Origin of the sequence: Clostridium sp. 1001283B150225_161107_B6, from assembly GCF_015556325.1 — a bacterium.
Classification (GTDB): Bacteria; Bacillota; Clostridia; order Lachnospirales; family Lachnospiraceae; genus Enterocloster.
This window is the reverse complement of record NZ_JADNMD010000001.1, coordinates 336,825-352,439: the sequence shown is the minus strand read 5'-3', so window position 1 is coordinate 352,439 and position 15,615 is coordinate 336,825. Positions and strand designations below refer to the sequence as shown.

Annotated in this window: 16 protein-coding genes and 1 pseudogene; 12 read left to right on the top strand and 5 right to left on the bottom strand. The window is 51.1% G+C overall.

The genetic code is table 11. The features are described 5' to 3' along the window. Nucleotides 1-149 precede the first annotated feature (149 nt). From I2H39_RS01620 to I2H39_RS01595, 6 genes are all read left to right on the top strand, one after another. Entirely contained in the window at nucleotides 150-1,652 is a 1,503-nt protein-coding gene (locus I2H39_RS01620) for a trypsin-like peptidase domain-containing protein (RefSeq protein ID WP_195625659.1), read from the top strand. Between the two features lie 197 nt (nucleotides 1,653-1,849). After that, nucleotides 1,850-2,542, top strand: a complete 693-nt coding sequence (pduB, locus tag I2H39_RS01615) for a propanediol utilization microcompartment protein PduB (RefSeq protein ID WP_195625658.1) — start codon at nucleotides 1,850-1,852, stop codon at nucleotides 2,540-2,542. A gap of 91 nt (nucleotides 2,543-2,633) precedes the next feature. Continuing rightward, nucleotides 2,634-2,966, top strand: a complete 333-nt coding sequence (locus I2H39_RS01610; protein WP_002564328.1) for a cyclic-di-AMP receptor — start codon at nucleotides 2,634-2,636, stop codon at nucleotides 2,964-2,966. Between the two features lie 272 nt (nucleotides 2,967-3,238). Continuing rightward, complete coding sequence (gene pta / locus I2H39_RS01605; protein WP_138310160.1) at nucleotides 3,239-4,234, top strand: phosphate acetyltransferase; 996 nt, start codon at nucleotides 3,239-3,241, stop codon at nucleotides 4,232-4,234. Between the two features lie 24 nt (nucleotides 4,235-4,258). After that, nucleotides 4,259-5,455 (top strand): acetate kinase, encoded by a 1,197-nt coding sequence (locus tag I2H39_RS01600; protein ID WP_138310159.1) that lies wholly within the window; start codon nucleotides 4,259-4,261, stop codon nucleotides 5,453-5,455. Nucleotides 5,456-5,727: 272 nt separating this feature from the next. Beyond that, nucleotides 5,728-6,612, top strand: coding sequence for a hypothetical protein (locus I2H39_RS01595; protein ID WP_330640942.1), 885 nt, complete (start codon nucleotides 5,728-5,730; stop codon nucleotides 6,610-6,612). On the opposite strand, the gene I2H39_RS29575 is transcribed toward I2H39_RS01595, so the two are convergent. After that, the gene (locus I2H39_RS29575) at nucleotides 6,609-6,821 is read right to left on the bottom strand and encodes a glutaredoxin family protein (protein WP_319638382.1); all 213 of its coding nucleotides are present in this window, start codon (nucleotides 6,819-6,821) and stop codon (nucleotides 6,609-6,611) included. The genes I2H39_RS01595 and I2H39_RS29575 overlap by 4 nt on opposite strands. A gap of 54 nt (nucleotides 6,822-6,875) precedes the next feature. Next, nucleotides 6,876-7,394 (bottom strand): annotated as a pseudogene (locus I2H39_RS01590) (peroxiredoxin); the annotation flags it as partial. A 92-nt stretch (nucleotides 7,395-7,486) separates the two neighbouring features. Here I2H39_RS01590 and I2H39_RS01585 point away from each other — a divergent pair. Beyond that, a complete protein-coding gene (locus I2H39_RS01585; RefSeq protein ID WP_195625657.1) occupies nucleotides 7,487-7,657 on the top strand; it encodes a hypothetical protein in 171 nt (56 codons plus the stop codon). 167 nt (nucleotides 7,658-7,824) lie between these two features. Here the strand turns inward: I2H39_RS01585 and I2H39_RS01580 are convergent, their stop codons facing one another. Genes I2H39_RS01580 through I2H39_RS01570 form a run of 3 tightly spaced genes read right to left on the bottom strand, consistent with a single transcriptional unit; the run spans nucleotide 7,825 to nucleotide 10,213 of the window. Beyond that, a complete protein-coding gene (locus tag I2H39_RS01580) occupies nucleotides 7,825-8,283 on the bottom strand; it encodes a heme-binding protein (RefSeq protein WP_195625656.1) in 459 nt (152 codons plus the stop codon). 15 nt (nucleotides 8,284-8,298) lie between these two features. Continuing rightward, on the bottom strand, nucleotides 8,299-8,844 hold the full coding sequence (locus I2H39_RS01575) for a BMC domain-containing protein (RefSeq protein ID WP_195625655.1): 546 nt from the start codon (nucleotides 8,842-8,844) through the stop codon (nucleotides 8,299-8,301). A gap of 16 nt (nucleotides 8,845-8,860) precedes the next feature. Further along, nucleotides 8,861-10,213 carry a 4Fe-4S dicluster domain-containing protein gene (locus tag I2H39_RS01570; RefSeq protein ID WP_195625654.1) on the bottom strand — a complete coding sequence of 451 codons (1,353 nt, stop codon included), beginning with the start codon at nucleotides 10,211-10,213 and terminating at the stop codon, nucleotides 8,861-8,863. Between the two features lie 225 nt (nucleotides 10,214-10,438). Here I2H39_RS01570 and I2H39_RS01565 point away from each other — a divergent pair, with 225 nt between their 5' ends. From I2H39_RS01565 to I2H39_RS01545, 5 genes are all read left to right on the top strand, one after another. Continuing rightward, nucleotides 10,439-10,819 (top strand): BMC domain-containing protein, encoded by a 381-nt coding sequence (locus I2H39_RS01565; protein WP_138310154.1) that lies wholly within the window; start codon nucleotides 10,439-10,441, stop codon nucleotides 10,817-10,819. Nucleotides 10,820-10,845: 26 nt separating this feature from the next. Then, nucleotides 10,846-11,337 (top strand): EutP/PduV family microcompartment system protein, encoded by a 492-nt coding sequence (eutP, locus tag I2H39_RS01560; RefSeq protein WP_195625653.1) that lies wholly within the window; start codon nucleotides 10,846-10,848, stop codon nucleotides 11,335-11,337. After that, nucleotides 11,309-11,881, top strand: coding sequence for a DJ-1/PfpI family protein (locus I2H39_RS01555; RefSeq protein WP_195625652.1), 573 nt, complete (start codon nucleotides 11,309-11,311; stop codon nucleotides 11,879-11,881). The genes eutP and I2H39_RS01555 overlap by 29 nt, the downstream gene beginning before the upstream one ends. Before the next feature lie 184 nt (nucleotides 11,882-12,065). Next, the gene (locus I2H39_RS01550; RefSeq protein ID WP_195625651.1) at nucleotides 12,066-14,633 is read left to right on the top strand and encodes a glycyl radical protein; all 2,568 of its coding nucleotides are present in this window, start codon (nucleotides 12,066-12,068) and stop codon (nucleotides 14,631-14,633) included. A gap of 37 nt (nucleotides 14,634-14,670) precedes the next feature. Beyond that, the gene (locus tag I2H39_RS01545) at nucleotides 14,671-15,588 is read left to right on the top strand and encodes a glycyl-radical enzyme activating protein (protein ID WP_138310150.1); all 918 of its coding nucleotides are present in this window, start codon (nucleotides 14,671-14,673) and stop codon (nucleotides 15,586-15,588) included. Nucleotides 15,589-15,615 lie beyond the last annotated feature (27 nt).

The following is a 15,615-nucleotide window of genomic DNA, read 5'->3' as shown; positions in this document are numbered from 1 at the left end:
ATAATAATTAGAACACAGATTCTCCACAATCGTTTCACAATTCCACCATAAATGACGGCTATATTAATAAATGTAAAAAGGAAGAGCAATTAAGAGACAGCCCTTACAGTTAATAAAAAATAGAGAAAAGTATGAAAGGAGACTTTGCTATGTACGAGAATGAAAATAAGAATATGAATGGTTTGGGAAATGAAACGGTGGAACACAGGGATATACCGGAGACAACCGTGAACTGGACGACTCCAGGTGATGGGAGGAACCAGCAGGGCCAGGGAAATCAGAGTGCCCGGTTCCAGCACAGCCAGGGACAGGAGGGCGGATTTCCTCCTTACGGCAGCCAGCCCCAACGCCAGGATTACTATGGAGGAAATTCCTATCAGGGCTGTCAGGGCAGCGGCGATAAACGTCAGAATCGTTCAAACAGGGGACGCTTCGCCAAACGGGTGGCCGGAATCACGGCAGCAGCAGTCCTCTTTGGAACCGTGTCAGGCGGAGTGATGACAGGCGTAAATTATCTGGGAAACAGGCTTACCGGTGCATACGCTGCTGCAGGCACAATGGCTGAGACACAGGCACAGAGCCAGATAGGCCAGGCGGTACCGGCCAATACACAGGCATCCGGAAACCAGGGAACCACGGCCGTGTCCGCTGTCACCGACGTGTCGGGCATCGTGGAAAACGCCATGCCGTCCATTGTGGCCATCAATGACACCATGACCGTGGAGCAGCGGGATTTCTTCGGAATGCCCCAGACCTACACGGCGCAGAGCAGCGGCTCCGGCATCATCGTGAACCAGACCGACACAGAGCTTCTCATTGCCACCAATAACCATGTGGTGGACGGAGCCTCTGACTTAAAGGTTACATTTGTGGACAACAAGGACGTAAGCGCGGCTGTTAAGGGAACGGATTCCGCATCTGACCTGGCAATCATTGCAGTGCAGTTAAAGGACATCCCGTCGGACACCATGAGCAAGATTAAGGTGGCAACCCTGGGCAACTCCGATGAAATCAAGGTGGGGCAGCAGGTTATCGCCATCGGAAACGCCCTTGGCTACGGCCAGTCCGTCACCGTCGGGTATGTAAGCGCCCTGGACCGTGAGATTACAGATGAAAAAGGAATCAGCAGAACCTTTATCCAGACAGACGCTGCCATCAACCCGGGCAACAGCGGCGGTGCGCTCATTGATTTAAATGGAAACGTTATCGGCATCAACGCAGCCAAGACAGCATCCACGGAAGTGGAGGGAATGGGCTTTGCCATTCCGATTTCCAAGGCCCAGGACATTTTAAACAGCCTGATGACAAAGAAGACGCGTGTGGCTGTATCCGAGGACGCTCAGGGCTATCTGGGTATTCAGGGAACCAACATTGACGCTGCCACATCGCAGATGTACGGAATGCCGGTGGGTATCTATGTTTACAAAATCGTGGAGGGCGGAGCTGCCTCATCCTCTGATTTAAAAGAAAAGGACATCATCACCAAATTTGACGGCCAGTCCGTCACCAGCATGGAAGAACTGAAGCAGATGCTTACTTACTATGAGGGCGGCGCTTCCGTCACCCTGACCGTCCAGTCACTGACGGACGGGGCATACGTGGAGCACGATGTGCAGGTGACCCTGGGGACCAGGCCGGCAGCCCAGAGCTGATGGCATTCTCCGGATTCTGAAGAAATGTATTTGTATCTGTACAGTACCTTCACAGATACATGTATTTTACAAATTTATGGTTTTGATTGTGCATGTATCTGGATAAACGGCTATGGTATAATATTCATGTTCCATCATCATAAGCCGGATAAGGGCCGCCGGCAGACCGGCGGCTCCTTATCAACAGGAGGATACATATGTCAGAACACAGCCAGTTAACGGAGTTTGTAGGTACCGCCATCGGAGATACGATCGGTCTGGTGATTCCCGGAATCGACCCGTCTCTTGTACGGTTCATGAAGCTGGGAAAATACCGTTCCATCGGCATATTCGGAGGCCGGGTGGCAGTGGGCCCCCAGGTGATTGCAGTGGACGAGGCGGTAAAGGCAGCAAACGCGGAGCTGATATCCATGGAAGCCTGCCGGGACAGCAAAGGCGGGGCAGGGTGCGGCACCCTGTTCTACATTGGGGCAGACGATGTATGGGACGCAAGACGGGCGGTGGAGATTGCCCTGGAACAGCTTCCCAGGCAGTTTGGAGAGGTTTACGTCAATGAGGCGGGCCATCTGTCCTTCAGCTATACGGCCAGAGCCGGACAGTGCTGCGTCAAAGCCCTGGGAGCAGTGGAAGGAAAAGCCTTTGGTATCATATGCTGCGGTCCGGCGGCCATTGGATGTGTTGTATCGGATTTGGCGGTAAAATCAGCGCCTGTAACCGTCACAGGCTATCATCATCCCCTTGACAATTGTTTTGCCAATGAAGTGGTGCTGTGTTTTACAGGGGAATCAGCAGCCGTAAGACAGGCGCTGCGGACAGCGGTCCGCGCGGGCAGGCAGCTTCTGGGCAGCATGGGGGAGGAACCCCATTCCCTGGGCACCCCGTGGATTTAGGGAATTAAGAAACATTTGCGAAAAAATTACAGATTTTAACTGGAAAATGTGCTATACTAACGTATATAAACTCGCCAAGGAGGTACAGCTTATGAAATTAGTGTATGCAATTGTGAGAAATGATAATGAAGATGATGTTGTAAGCCAGCTGACCCAGCATCATTACAGTGTTACAAGACTCTCCACCACAGGAGGTTTCCTGAAAAAAGGGAATACAACATTGATGATTGGTGCAGAAGATGATAAGGTGCAGGAAGTGATTGATGTGATTAAGCAGGAATGCGGACAGCATCAGAAGCTGACAGTCAACATGCCGTATATATCAGGCACCACCATGGTCAATTATGCAACGATGCCGATGACGGTGGATGTGGGCGGCGCCACTATCTTCGTGATTAACGTGGACCGTTACGAGAAAATTTAATCATCCGGTATCTGAATCCGCGGGCAGGACACAGGGGCCCCGCGGATTTTTTGCGTTCCGGGACAGCAGAACGGCTGATTGTGTCATGGGAAATGGCACAGGCCCTGCTGCATACCGGCTGCCACTGCAGAAATGGTGGAAAATAAACACAAAATGTCCTCAGGTATACGAAAAAGTGCAATATTTGGATAAAATCGGCTTGTATCTCCAATTCTGTCAGTATATAATAAAGATGTATGCTTAAATACACCAAGGAAAGGGGTAAATTTATCATGGGATTTATCGATTTAGTTAAAGCTCGTGCCAGGGCTGACAAAAAGACCATAGTACTGCCAGAGTCTATGGACAGGAGAACCTGGGAGGCGGCCGAGACGATATTGAAAGAGGACATCGCCAATCTGATTATTATAGGAACACCGGAGGACATTGCCGACCACAGCAAGGGACTGGATGTATCAGGTGCAACAGTGATTAATCCTCAAACCTATGAGAAGACTCAGGAGTATATTGATTTATTTGTAGAGCTGAGGAAATCAAAGGGAATGACACCGGAAAAGGCTAGGGAAATCATTTTGTCCGATTATGCCTACTACGGCTGTCTTATGATTAAAAACGGAGATGCAGACGGATTAGTATCCGGCGCCTGCCACTCCACGGCCGATACATTAAGGCCATGCCTGCAGATTGTCAAGACAAAGCCAGGCACAAAGCTTGTATCTGCATTTTTCCTCATGGTAGTTCCGGACTGCGAATACGGAGCAGAAGGAACCTTTATTTTTGCCGATTCAGGACTGAACCAGAATCCCAATCCGGAGGAACTGGCAGCTATCGCCAAATCATCCGCTGATTCATTTGAATTGCTGGTACAGAAGGAGGCAAGGGTGGCCATGCTGTCCCATTCCACCAAGGGCTCAGCAAAGCATCCTGATGTGGACAAGGTAGTGGAGGCTACCAGGATTGCCAACGAGCTTTATCCTGAGCTTAAGCTGGACGGGGAACTCCAGCTGGATGCAGCCCTTGTACCGGAGGTTGCTTCCTCCAAGGCGCCGGGCAGTGAAGTGGCCGGCAAGGCAAACGTACTGATGTTCCCGGATTTGGATGCCGGCAATATCGGATACAAGCTGGTTCAGAGACTGGCAAAGGCAGAGGCTTACGGCCCTGTTACCCAGGGAATTGCAAAACCGGTTAACGATTTGTCCAGGGGTTGTTGTGCAGATGATATTGTGGGTGTAGTAGCAATTACGGCCGTTCAGGCACAGGCTGAATAGGCCGGAATATAGGAGGAGATATCAATGAATATATTAGTTATTAACTGTGGGAGCTCATCATTAAAATACCAGCTGATTGATTCCGCGTCAGAGGCCGTGCTTGCAAAGGGACTTTGCGAGAGAATCGGTATTGAGGGAAGCCAGATTACCTATCAGCCGGCAGGGGGAGAAAAGGAAGTAACCGTTTCACCTATGCCTACCCATACCCAGGCCATTCAGATGGTATTGGATGCCCTGACCAACGATAAGACAGGCGTAATTAAGAGCCTGGACGAAGTAGGGGCAGTGGGACACAGAATCGTACATGGAGGAGAAGCATTTACAGCATCTACCCTGATTACGGAAGAGGCAGTTAAGGCTATCGAAGAGTGCAGCGATTTGGCGCCTCTTCACAACCCGGCAAACCTGATTGGCATCCGTGCCTGCCAGGAACTGATGCCAAATACTCCAATGGCAGGTGTATTCGATACAGCCTTCCATCAGACCATGCCGGAGAAGGCATACCTGTATGGACTTCCATATGAGTATTATGAGAAATACAAGGTGAGAAGATACGGCTTCCACGGTACAAGCCACAGCTACGTGTCCAAGAGAACAGCCGAGGTTCTTGGCCGTTCCTATGATTCCCTTAAAACAGTTGTCTGCCACCTGGGCAACGGTTCCAGTATCTCAGCTGTTCTCAACGGAAAATCCGTGGATACCAGCATGGGACTTACTCCATTAGAGGGACTTGTTATGGGAACCAGAAGCGGCGATGTGGACCCGGGCGCCCTGCAGTTCATCATGCACAAAGAGAATCTGGACATTGACCAGATGCTGAACGTGCTGAACAAGAAGTCCGGCGTATACGGAATGTCCGGCGTTTCCAGTGATTTCCGCGATGTGGAGACCGCTGCAAAGGACGGCAATAAAAAGGCAGAGGTTGCTCTGGAATCATTTGCTTACAGGGTAGCTAAATACGTAGGCGCATATGCAGCTGCTATGAGCGGCGTGGATGCCATTGCATTCACAGCAGGCGTGGGCGAAAATGACAAGGAAACCAGGAAGAAAGTGTGCGAATATCTTGCATTCCTGGGAATTGAGATTGATGATGAGGCCAACTCAAAGAGAGGACAGGAAATCGTGATTTCGACCCCTGATTCCAAGGTAAGCGTTCTTGTTATTCCTACCAACGAGGAGCTGGCAATTGCAAGGGAAACACTTGCATTAGTGGAGCATTAAGGAAGAAATAATTAAAACAGTATGGTAAAACAGCAAAAGGCCGGTGTGCATGTAATTTCAAAACATGCGCACCGGTTTTTTTGCGGCGTATTTATGGGGTGATATGGAAGAAAATGTCTTGAAAGTACCTTTTTTTAGCATGAATAGGATAAGGGAAAACAGCACAGGGGATGTTAAAATCATAATAACAAAAAGGTAGGGAAAGGAGGGAAGGGTACATATAAGGGGACTGCCTTCAGGCAGATAAAAAAGAGAAGGGAGAATACAAACATATGAATTTGTTTGCATTAGTAGCATCATTTGGAGGAGGAATCATAGGCGCATACATGGGAGCACTGCCTGCATTTATACTGACCGGCGTGATTGCAATTGCAGGGTCGGTGGCCGCCATGGCAGGAGGAGCGGACACGACAGTGGGTTTCATTGCCTTTGGCTCCTACCTTGGTCCGCACATTGCCTTTGCCGGCGGTGTGGCTGCTTCCGCCTACGCAGGCAGGGCAAAGAAGCTGGGAAGCGGAACCGATATCCTGTCCTGTCTTAATGGACTGGCAGACCCGGCCACATTGCTGGTAGGCGGTGTGTTCGGCGTGATTGGTTTTCTCATTCATTATCTGATAGGGACGGTTCTTCATCTGAATACGGACCTTCCCGGATTTACCGTTATCCTGTCAGCCGTCATTGCGCGCCTGGTGTTCGGCACCAGCGGCCTTATCGGAAAGGCTGCGCCTGGTGAAACCAGGGAGTATTTTACCGGCGGAAAGGGAATGCTCTGTAATGTAATACTTGGTCTTGGCCTGGGAACCACAACCGGTTTTGTGTATCAGGCCCTTCTGGACGGCGGGGCGTCAGCAGCTGCCATAGGCAGCTATCCCGTGCTCTGCTTCGGAATAGCAGCCGTTTCCCTGATTTTTGCCCAGACCGGCTTTGCCATGCCTGCAACCCATCACATTGCGCTGATTTCGGCTTTGGCAGCTGTTTCCTCCCAAAATCCCGTTATGGGTATTGTATTCGGAATACTGACCTCGCTGTTCGGTGACTTTGTGGGCAAGACATTCAACAGCTGCTGCGACACCCATATAGACCCTCCTGCATTCACCATCTTTCTCTTTACGTTCATTGTGAATATACTGTTTGGAAACGGATTCTTCAGCGTTTAAAGCAGCAAATCCCTGATTTTATCCAGGCGGAATCCGGAAATCTCATGGCTGCCAATGACGGTTACAGGAAGAGCGGTATAGCCCCTGCTGTCCATGAAAGCCTGGCCTTCGGCGTCGTTTTCCAGGTTGATTTCCTTGTAGGAAATGCCGTTGTCTGATAAGAATTCCTTGACCTGGCGGCAGTAGGAACAGCCCGGAAGGGTATATATCCGTACTGTTTTGTCAGAGGAAACCGTGTGAGGGAGCGAGGGCCTGTCTTCCTTCAGGGGCCGGCTTCCAATGGTCCAGTTGGCCCCGCAGAGGGAGCCTGTCTGCAGCGCCTTCAAGACACGCAGGACCTCCTGGGTATTTCTGCCGATGTTGTTGTCATGTATCACGCTGTAACGTATTATCCGGTCAGGGTCAATGATGAACAGACCCCGCAGGGCAACCCCCTGGTCTTCCAGGAGAACGCCGTAGTCAGCTGTCATGGACAGGGTCTTGTCGGCGCCCAGGGGATATCCGATAGGGCCCAGGCCGTTTCTAATCCATGCCTGATGGGTGTACTCGCTGTCCGTGCTGACGGCAAGCAGTCTGGCATCCGCCTCTTCAAACAGATGCAGGTCATTGCTGAATGAGGTAATTTCAGTTGGGCAGACAAATGTAAAATCCATGGGATAGAAGAACAGGACCAGCCAATGGCCTTTATAGGTGTCAAGGCTTACGTCAAAAAAATCTTCTCCATCTCCGGAGACAGCTTTTAAATGAAAATCAGGAGCTTTTTTTCCAATGATTCGGTTCAATCTTGATTCCTCCTTTATCTGAATGATGGTTTCTGTTATAATGATATCACAGAAAGAGGAGAAATACACCACGTTTTTAAGGAGGCAACAGCATGAGCGATAAAAAATATTCCGGCAACTTCTACAAGACGGACAAAGTAGAAGAACCCCCGGACGATTGTCCAAGCTGCATCTATCAGAATAAGAAGGCAGAAAAGGACCCGGATGAATGCCCGAACTGCTATTACATTCCCAACAAGGAAAAGAAGGAAGAACAGGAATAGCTGTATGCAGGGCCAAATGCCGCATGTAAGACAGGCAGCAGGGGCTGCGCGCAGTACCAGCGGCAAGAAAACTGCATATAAGACCCGGCATCAAGAAAGACAGGAAACACGGTATCAATTCCCGTGTATCCTGTCTTTTTTGCTGTTGTTTCTAAGATAAAATCGGGTCAGTCCTGTGACAGTGCATATCTGGCCACAGCCACATCCTGTTCCACCGAGCCGCCGGATACACCCAGGCCGCCGATACAGCGTCCGTTCTTCATGATGGGGAGTCCTCCGCCAAAGATACAGAACCTGCCGGGGTGGGTCTGCTGAAGCCCGTACAGGGGCTGTCCCGGCAGGATGTCCCTGGCAGCGTCCTCCGTGGGCGCGCGGAGGGCGGCTGCCGTGTAGGCCTTTGAACAGGAGATGGAGATGCTGGCCAGAAGGGAATCATCCATCCGGTGCATGGCAACCATATTCCCTCCCTGGTCCACCACTGTGATGACCATGGGAACCCGGATGCGCTCCGCCATTTCCTCGCCCTTTTCAATCAGCCTCAGGGCTTCCTTCAGACATAATCCCTGATGCTTCAGGGCGTCCACCAGAGCGGCTGTTATTTCCTTTGCTGCATAAGTGTCATTCATGGTGTTACCTCCTTATCAGAGCAGGCTGCGGTACAGTTCCCTGTCCGGATGCGCAATTACGACCTTTGCCACCAGGGCGCCGCTGTTCTCCGCTGTTTTCGCCCCTGCCTCCGCACTTTCCTCAACTGCGCCCACATCCCCTGTAAAGGTGACAAAGGATTTGCCTCCGATGCCCGTGCCCAGCCGGATTTCAATCAGGGAAACATTGGCCGCCTTGGCTGCTGCGTCGGCTGCAATGACTGCACCGGTGACGGAGAAGAATTCCAGGATGCCCAGGGCCTTCAGGCTGGAAGGCATGGAGGACATGTTGATGGCCTCGATTACCTGGGGATGTACCCTTGGGATGAGAAGCCGGTCCACCACATTGATTTTCGCGCTCTCCTCTCCAATCCTCAAAGCCGATTCCACGGCTGAAACCTCTCCGGTTATTAGTATCTGGTATTTGCCCGGACAGCTGGGTCTTGCAGAAACAAGCCTGATTTCCGCTGCCTTAAGCATCATGTCTGCTGCCAGGATACCTCTGGCAATGCTGTTTAACTCTAAAAAACCAATGGTAATCATAAGATTTTCCTCCTGACTACTGCCTGCCGGCAGAGATGACAATTTCTGTTTGAGTGACCCGGGTAACGGTTCCGGATATGCTTGCGTGGATATTGGCGCCCAGGGCCTGGTCCGGGATTGCTCCTATCAGCTGTCCGCGCTCAACCCTGCCGCCCGGCTGTACCATGGGTACGCTGGGCGCCCCAATGTGCTGCCTGAGGGAAATGCGCACAGTATCAGGCTCTGCGGTTACGCAGCGGTCAATGTGATAATCGTAGTACTGGTCAACGCCCAGACGGACCGCCATACGTTTGGAAGGCGCTTTCCGGAAGCTTCGCTCTTCCAGCTGTGTGAAGGTCCCGGAAGGCTTTTGGTAGCGGAACTGATTCTGCCGGAGCAGGTTTTTGATATGGATATTGACCTGGCGGGGCTGAAGGCCCATGGGGCAGGCATAGGTTTCACACAGCCCGCATTCACTGCATATCATGGTCTGTTTTACATGCTCATCCTCCAAGACATCCTGGGGAGACTGCGCATAGGCCAGCTTCCTCATAATCATATGGGGCTTCAGGGGATGGCCTGTAAGGTAGCGCGGACACATCTGGGTGCAGCAGGAACATTGGATACAGCACATTTTAGCCCGCTTCAGGGAAACAGACACAGGAATGTTATGTTTCTCCACAAGTGGCGTCTGGTCTGCCACAATGATATAACCGGAGGTGGTTTTTGTGACAGTGAGTGCAGCAGCCTCCTCCATATCATGGCATTTACCCATCATGGGTCCTCCTGCAATTACATGATAGGAGGTAAGCAGACTTCCTCCCGCCAGGGCAAGACATTCTGCAAAGGATGTCCCCAGGGGGGCGCGGACAATACAGGGGGAGGCGACGGCGCCTGTGACAGTCAGATATTTTTCCGTAAAGGGCTGTCCCTGGGCAGCGTTGAAAATGGTGTGGACCGTGGCCAGGTTGGAGACAACGGCTCCCACGTCAAGAGGAATTCCGGAAGGAGGAACCGTGCGGCCCGTGATGTCACAGACCATGACCTGTTCATCTCCGGCCGGATAGAAGTTTTTCATCCTGTACAGCCTGACAGGACTGCCCAGGTCCGCAATAGCGGCTTCCAGGGCAGCAATCTCCTCCGTGTATGTCTCTTTCAGTGCGATATAACGTTTGTCCGCCTGCACCATGTCGCCAATCATGCCGGCGGCAGCAGCAATCTCCTTTGCTTTGTGAATCATGAGCCAGCGGTCGGTCCGCAGAAGCGGCTCACACTCAGCGGCATTGATAATCAGATATTCCACGGTACAGTTCAGCTTGACATGAGCAGGGAAGCCGGCCCCGCCGCACCCGACGATTCCAGCTTCTTTTATTTGTTCCAGCAGTGTCATATATATCTCCCTTCATATACCATTAAGGTCCTTTTTTATTAATTATAAAGAAAAAAGACATCCTATACAATGAATGGCCAGTCTAAAAAACGGTATTATTCAATACTGTCTGCTTCCCGGAGGATACGTCTGGATAATACAGTAAATCAGTTTGTCTATTACTAAGGGAAAGCCTTTGTGTAATGTTACAATATAAAAATAAAGTTGGAAAGGCGATGGAAATGGATGGAAATAAAGGACTGGAAGGCTGGTCAGGAAGGCCTGATGCGGATTATACAGGAATCAGTGCCGGGCAAACAGATTACCATGGCTCATATAATAGCCAGCCCGGATGAGATTATTTACAGAAAATTGGGACTGGATCCAAAGGTTGATTATCACCGGTCGGCCATCGGAGTGCTGACACTTACACCAAGCGAGACAGCAATCATAACCGCGGACCTGGCCATTAAGGCTTCGGCCATACAGATTGGTTTCATTGACCGGTTCAGCGGCACGCTCATTATCACGGGAACCATTTCCGATGTCAATATTGCCTTTGAGCGTATTCTGGAGTATACGTCCTCGGAGCTGGGTTTTACCGTATGCAAAATAACAAAGGCCTGATTCCATACCAGAAGCAGGGAGGGGCAATGAAAAAAATTATGCTGGTGGGGCGCAGCGGCGCCGGCAAGACAACGCTGACGCAGGCCATGAAGGGCAGGAAGACAACATACCATAAGACCCAGTACATTAATAACTATGATGTGATTATTGATACGCCGGGGGAGTACGCGGAAAACAAAACCCTGGCAAGGGCGCTGATTCTGTACTCCTATGAGGCGGATATCGTGGGACTGCTGATGAGCGCCATTGAGGATTATTCATTATACAGCCCTAATATTGTGTCCATGGCAACCAGGGAGGTCATAGGAATCGTGACCCAGATAGACCAGCCTGATGCCAGGCCGGACCTGGCCGCCATGTGGCTGGAGCTTACGGGCTGCAAAAAGATATTTTATGTCAGCTCCGTGACCGGCGAAGGGGTGGGGGATATTCTGAATTACCTGAGGGAAGAGGGCGATGTGATGCCGTGGGAGAGAGAGGAGGAAACAGATGAAACGAGTGTTGATGCTGGCAGGTGACTATACGGAGGATTATGAGGTAATGGTCCCGTACCAGGCACTGCTGGTAACCGGGGTGGAGGTGGATGTGGTCTGCCCGGATAAGGCTGCGGGCGATACCATAAGGACAGCCATCCATGACTTTGAAGGTGACCAGACCTATTCTGAAAAGCCGGGACATAACTTTGTGCTCAATGCTTCTTTCCAGTACCTGAAGCTGGAGCAGTATGACGGATTGTTCCTCACAGGCGGAAGGGCGCCGGAGTATCTCCGGCTGAATCCAAGGGTTCTGGATATGGTGCATTATTTCATGGATTTGAAAAAACCGGTTGCAGCTATCTGCCATGGGGTGCAGATTCTGACTGCGGCAAGGGTGCTCAAAGGAAAGCAGGTTACGGCTTATCCGGCTGTGCGTCCCGAGGTGCTGGCAGCAGGAGGTATTTTCATGGAAAAGGAGCCGTACGAGGCGGTGGTTTGTGATAATCTGGTAACTTCCCCTGCCTGGCCGGGCAATGTGGAAATTCTGAAAGGGTTTCTGAAGCTGCTGGGCGTCACGGCACTGTAGTGAAAATGGCTGGTCTTTAATCATCAAAAAGTCTGGATTTTACTTTTTTTACGTTTTAATAATATGTCCTGTTTTCCGGCTCCATAGGATATTATGGGGAGGAGGGACGCCCCGGGAAATGAGCCGGGGCATTCTTGGAAACCGGAAACCATAAATCGAAAACAAAATAAAGGAGGATATTTGTATGATAGCAAAGGGGTTTACAGAACCAACCGAGAGAGTGAAACGTCTTAAGAGAGCCATTGTCGACGCAACTCCATACGTTGAGTCTGAGAGGGCGGTTCTCGTAACAGAGTCCTACAAAGAGACAGAGGGGCTGTCTCCTATTATGCGTCGTGCCAAGGCTGCTGAGAAGATTTTCAACAATCTTCCCATCACCATCCATGATGATGAGCTGGTGGTAGGCGCAATCACAAAGAATCTGCGTTCAACAGAGATTTGTCCTGAATTTTCTTATGACTGGGTTGAGAAGGAATTTGAGACAATGGGCACCAGAATGGCTGACCCCTTCCAGATACCAAAAGATACGGCGGCAGAGCTGCATGAGGCGTTTAAATACTGGGAAGGAAAGACCACCAGCGCCCTGGCTGACTCCTACATGTCCCAGGAGACAAAGGACTGTATTGCCAACGGCGTATTTACAGTGGGCAACTACTTCTACGGCGGCGTAGGTCATGTGTGCGTGGACTACGGCAAGGTTCTGGAAATCGGTTTTACAGGAATCATCAAACAGGTAATTGAGGCAATGGATAAGCTGGATACCAGCGACCCGGAATATATTAAGAAGAAAAACTTCTATGAGGCTCTGGTGATTACATATACAGCGGCAATCAATTTTGCCCACCGCTATGCTGCAAAGGCAAGGGAAATGGCGGCCGCCTGCCTGGAACCCGCAAGAAAGGCAGAGCTGCTTCAGATTGCAGCCAACTGCGACCGGGTGCCTGAAAGAGGAGCCACCAATTTCTACGAGGCATGCCAGGCATTCTGGTTTGTACAGATTCTTCTTCAGATTGAGGCCAACGGACATTCCATTTCACCAGGACGTTTTGACCAGTATATGTATCCCCATCTGGCGGCGGATAAGAACATTTCCAGGGAATTCGCGCAGGAACTGGTGGACTGTATCTGGGTTAAGTTAAATGATGTGAACAAGACGCGCGACGAGGTTTCCGCACAGGCCTTTGCAGGATACGCGGTATTCCAGAACCTGATTGTAGGCGGACAGACCGAGGACGGACTGGATGCAACCAACGACGTATCTTATATGTGTATGGAAGCAGTTGCCCATGTGGCGCTGCCGGCCCCGTCCTTCTCCATCCGTGTTCACCAGAATACACCGGATGAATTCCTTTACAGGGCCTGCGAAGTGACCCGCCTGGGTCTGGGCGTACCGGCCATGTATAACGACGAGGTTATCATTCCCGCGCTGTGCAACCGAGGCGTATCCCTGGCAGACGCCAGAAGCTACTGCATCATCGGCTGCGTGGAGCCGCAGTGCCCGCATAAGACAGAGGGATGGCATGATGCCGCATTCTTTAACATTGCCAAGGTTCTGGAAATCACCCTGAATAACGGCAAGGTGGGCGACAAGCAGTTAGGGCCGCAGACAGGCGACATCACTTCCTTTAGCAGCCTGGAAGACATATTTGCAGCTTACAAAAAACAGATGGAATACTTTGTGTATCATCTGGCTGAGGCTGACAACTGTGTTGACTTCGCCCATGCGGAGAGAGCACCCCTTCCATTCCTGTCAGCACTGGTTGACGACTGTATCGGAAGAGGAAAGAGCGTTCAGGAAGGCGGAGCAATCTATAACTTTACAGGGCCGCAGGCATTCGGCGTAGCTGATTCCGGCGATTCCCTGTGCGCTATCAAGAAGCATGTATTTGAGAGCAAGGAAGTGACCATGGCCCAGTTAAAGGAAGCCCTGGCCAATAACTTCGGCTATGCGTGCAATGCCTCCGCCCCGGCAGCAGCTGACCCGGGCACGGACGAGGCAAGGATTTATGAAGCAGTGAAGCGAATCCTGAGCAATAACGGCTCCATCAACCTGGCAGACCTTCAGGCACAGCTGTCCGCCCCGGCACAGGCATGCCGCTGGCCGTCAGCAGCAGAGCCTGCCAAGGCAGAAGCTGCCTGTGTAAATGCGGATTACGCCCACATTAAGAGACTGATGGAGAATACGCCATGGTTTGGCAACGATGACGACGAAGTGGATATGATTGCAAGGCGCTGCGGACAGATTTATTCCTACGAGGTAGAGAAATATAAGAATCCGCGCGGCGGACAGTTCCAGGCAGGATGCTATCCTGTATCTGCCAACGTATTATTCGGCAAGGACGTAGGCGCCCTTCCGGACGGCAGGCTTGCCAAGTCTCCTCTGGCTGACGGCGTATCCCCAAGACAGGGCAAGGATACCAACGGGCCGACAGCAGCAGCCATGTCCGTGGCAAAACTGGACCATTCAAACTATTCCAACGGAACCTTGTACAACCAGAAGTTCCTTCCATCCGCACTTGCAGGAGACGAAGGCTTAAAGCGTTTCGCATCCATTGTGCGTTCCTACTTTGACCACAAAGGAATGCATGTGCAGTTTAACGTTATTGACAGAGCCACGCTGCTTGCAGCCCAGGAGCGTCCTGAGGATTACAAGGACCTGGTTGTCCGCGTCGCAGGATACAGCGCGCAGTTTACGGTTCTGGCAAAAGAAGTTCAGGATGATATCATCAGCCGTACAGAGCAGACCTTATAGTGAGGTTTCAGCATAAATACAGTGAAGGGAGTTCGGCATGGATTCAATCAATTATAATTTAACAGGAACCGTGTTCGACATACAAAGGTTTTCCCTGCATGACGGGCCGGGTATCCGGACAATCGTGTTTTTAAAGGGCTGTCCTCTCTCCTGCAAGTGGTGCAGTAATCCTGAATCCCAAAGTATCAAGCCAGTTATTATGTATAAAGCAGATGACTGCCTCCATTGCGGCCGTTGCATGACGGCCTGCAAGAGGGGGGCAATCAGCCCGGAACATAAAAATTGGGTCAGCAGGGAGCTGTGCAGCGGATGCGGCGAATGTGCCAATGCATGTCCGGCAGGCGCTCTGGTGCTCAAGGGAAAGACAATGTCAATCCAACAGGTAATCCGGGAACTGAAGAAGGATGCCACGACCTACAGGCGTTCCGGCGGAGGCATCACTTTATCCGGCGGGGAACCGCTGGTGCAGTATGAATTTGCTTCTGAACTTCTGCAGGCCTGTAAGGGGCAGGGATGGCATACTGCCATTGAGACCACGGGTGTGGGAAGCAGGGAAGCCATTGAAAAGGTGATTCCTTATGTGGACACGGTGCTTTTGGATATCAAGCACATGGACAGCGGGCAGCATAAAAAGTTTACAGGCGTTACCAATGAACGGGTCATTAAAAATGCCCCTGAAATCTGTAAGATAAGCAATACTGTCATCCGTGTTCCTGTGATTCCGGGATTTAATTATTCGGTGGAGGACATAAGGGCAATCTCAGAATTTGCAAGAAACCTGGTGGGCATACGGACCATACATCTGCTGCCGTATCATTCCTTTGGCGAGAATAAGTATGGATTGTTAGGCCAGGATTATGCGCTGAAGCAGGTTAAGCCGCTGACCCCGGAAGATTTGGAGGAATGCAGGGCAGTGGTGGAGAGTTATGGTTTTCAATGCATCATTGGCGGTTAGACACGATTTTAGAATGGAGGAAGAAGA

Excerpts from the sequence above, each read along its gene's own strand:
- I2H39_RS01580 (WP_195625656.1), bottom strand. The coding sequence starts at position 8,283 with ATGAATGACACTTATGCAGCAAAGGAAATAACAGCCGCTCTGGTGGAC.
- pta (WP_138310160.1), top strand. The coding sequence starts at position 3,239 with ATGGGATTTATCGATTTAGTTAAAGCTCGTGCCAGGGCTGACAAAAAG.
- I2H39_RS01565 (WP_138310154.1), top strand. The coding sequence starts at position 10,439 with ATGGAAATAAAGGACTGGAAGGCTGGTCAGGAAGGCCTGATGCGGATT.
- I2H39_RS01550 (WP_195625651.1), top strand. The coding sequence starts at position 12,066 with ATGATAGCAAAGGGGTTTACAGAACCAACCGAGAGAGTGAAACGTCTT.
- eutP (WP_195625653.1), top strand. The coding sequence starts at position 10,846 with ATGAAAAAAATTATGCTGGTGGGGCGCAGCGGCGCCGGCAAGACAACG.
- pduB (WP_195625658.1), top strand. The coding sequence starts at position 1,850 with ATGTCAGAACACAGCCAGTTAACGGAGTTTGTAGGTACCGCCATCGGA.
- I2H39_RS01555 (WP_195625652.1), top strand. The coding sequence starts at position 11,309 with ATGAAACGAGTGTTGATGCTGGCAGGTGACTATACGGAGGATTATGAG.
- I2H39_RS01570 (WP_195625654.1), bottom strand. The coding sequence starts at position 10,213 with ATGACACTGCTGGAACAAATAAAAGAAGCTGGAATCGTCGGGTGCGGC.
- I2H39_RS01600 (WP_138310159.1), top strand. The coding sequence starts at position 4,259 with ATGAATATATTAGTTATTAACTGTGGGAGCTCATCATTAAAATACCAG.
- I2H39_RS01595 (WP_330640942.1), top strand. The coding sequence starts at position 5,728 with ATGAATTTGTTTGCATTAGTAGCATCATTTGGAGGAGGAATCATAGGC.
- I2H39_RS01545 (WP_138310150.1), top strand. The coding sequence starts at position 14,671 with ATGGATTCAATCAATTATAATTTAACAGGAACCGTGTTCGACATACAA.
- I2H39_RS01620 (WP_195625659.1), top strand. The coding sequence starts at position 150 with ATGTACGAGAATGAAAATAAGAATATGAATGGTTTGGGAAATGAAACG.
- I2H39_RS01610 (WP_002564328.1), top strand. The coding sequence starts at position 2,634 with ATGAAATTAGTGTATGCAATTGTGAGAAATGATAATGAAGATGATGTT.
- I2H39_RS01585 (WP_195625657.1), top strand. The coding sequence starts at position 7,487 with ATGAGCGATAAAAAATATTCCGGCAACTTCTACAAGACGGACAAAGTA.
- I2H39_RS01575 (WP_195625655.1), bottom strand. The coding sequence starts at position 8,844 with ATGATTACCATTGGTTTTTTAGAGTTAAACAGCATTGCCAGAGGTATC.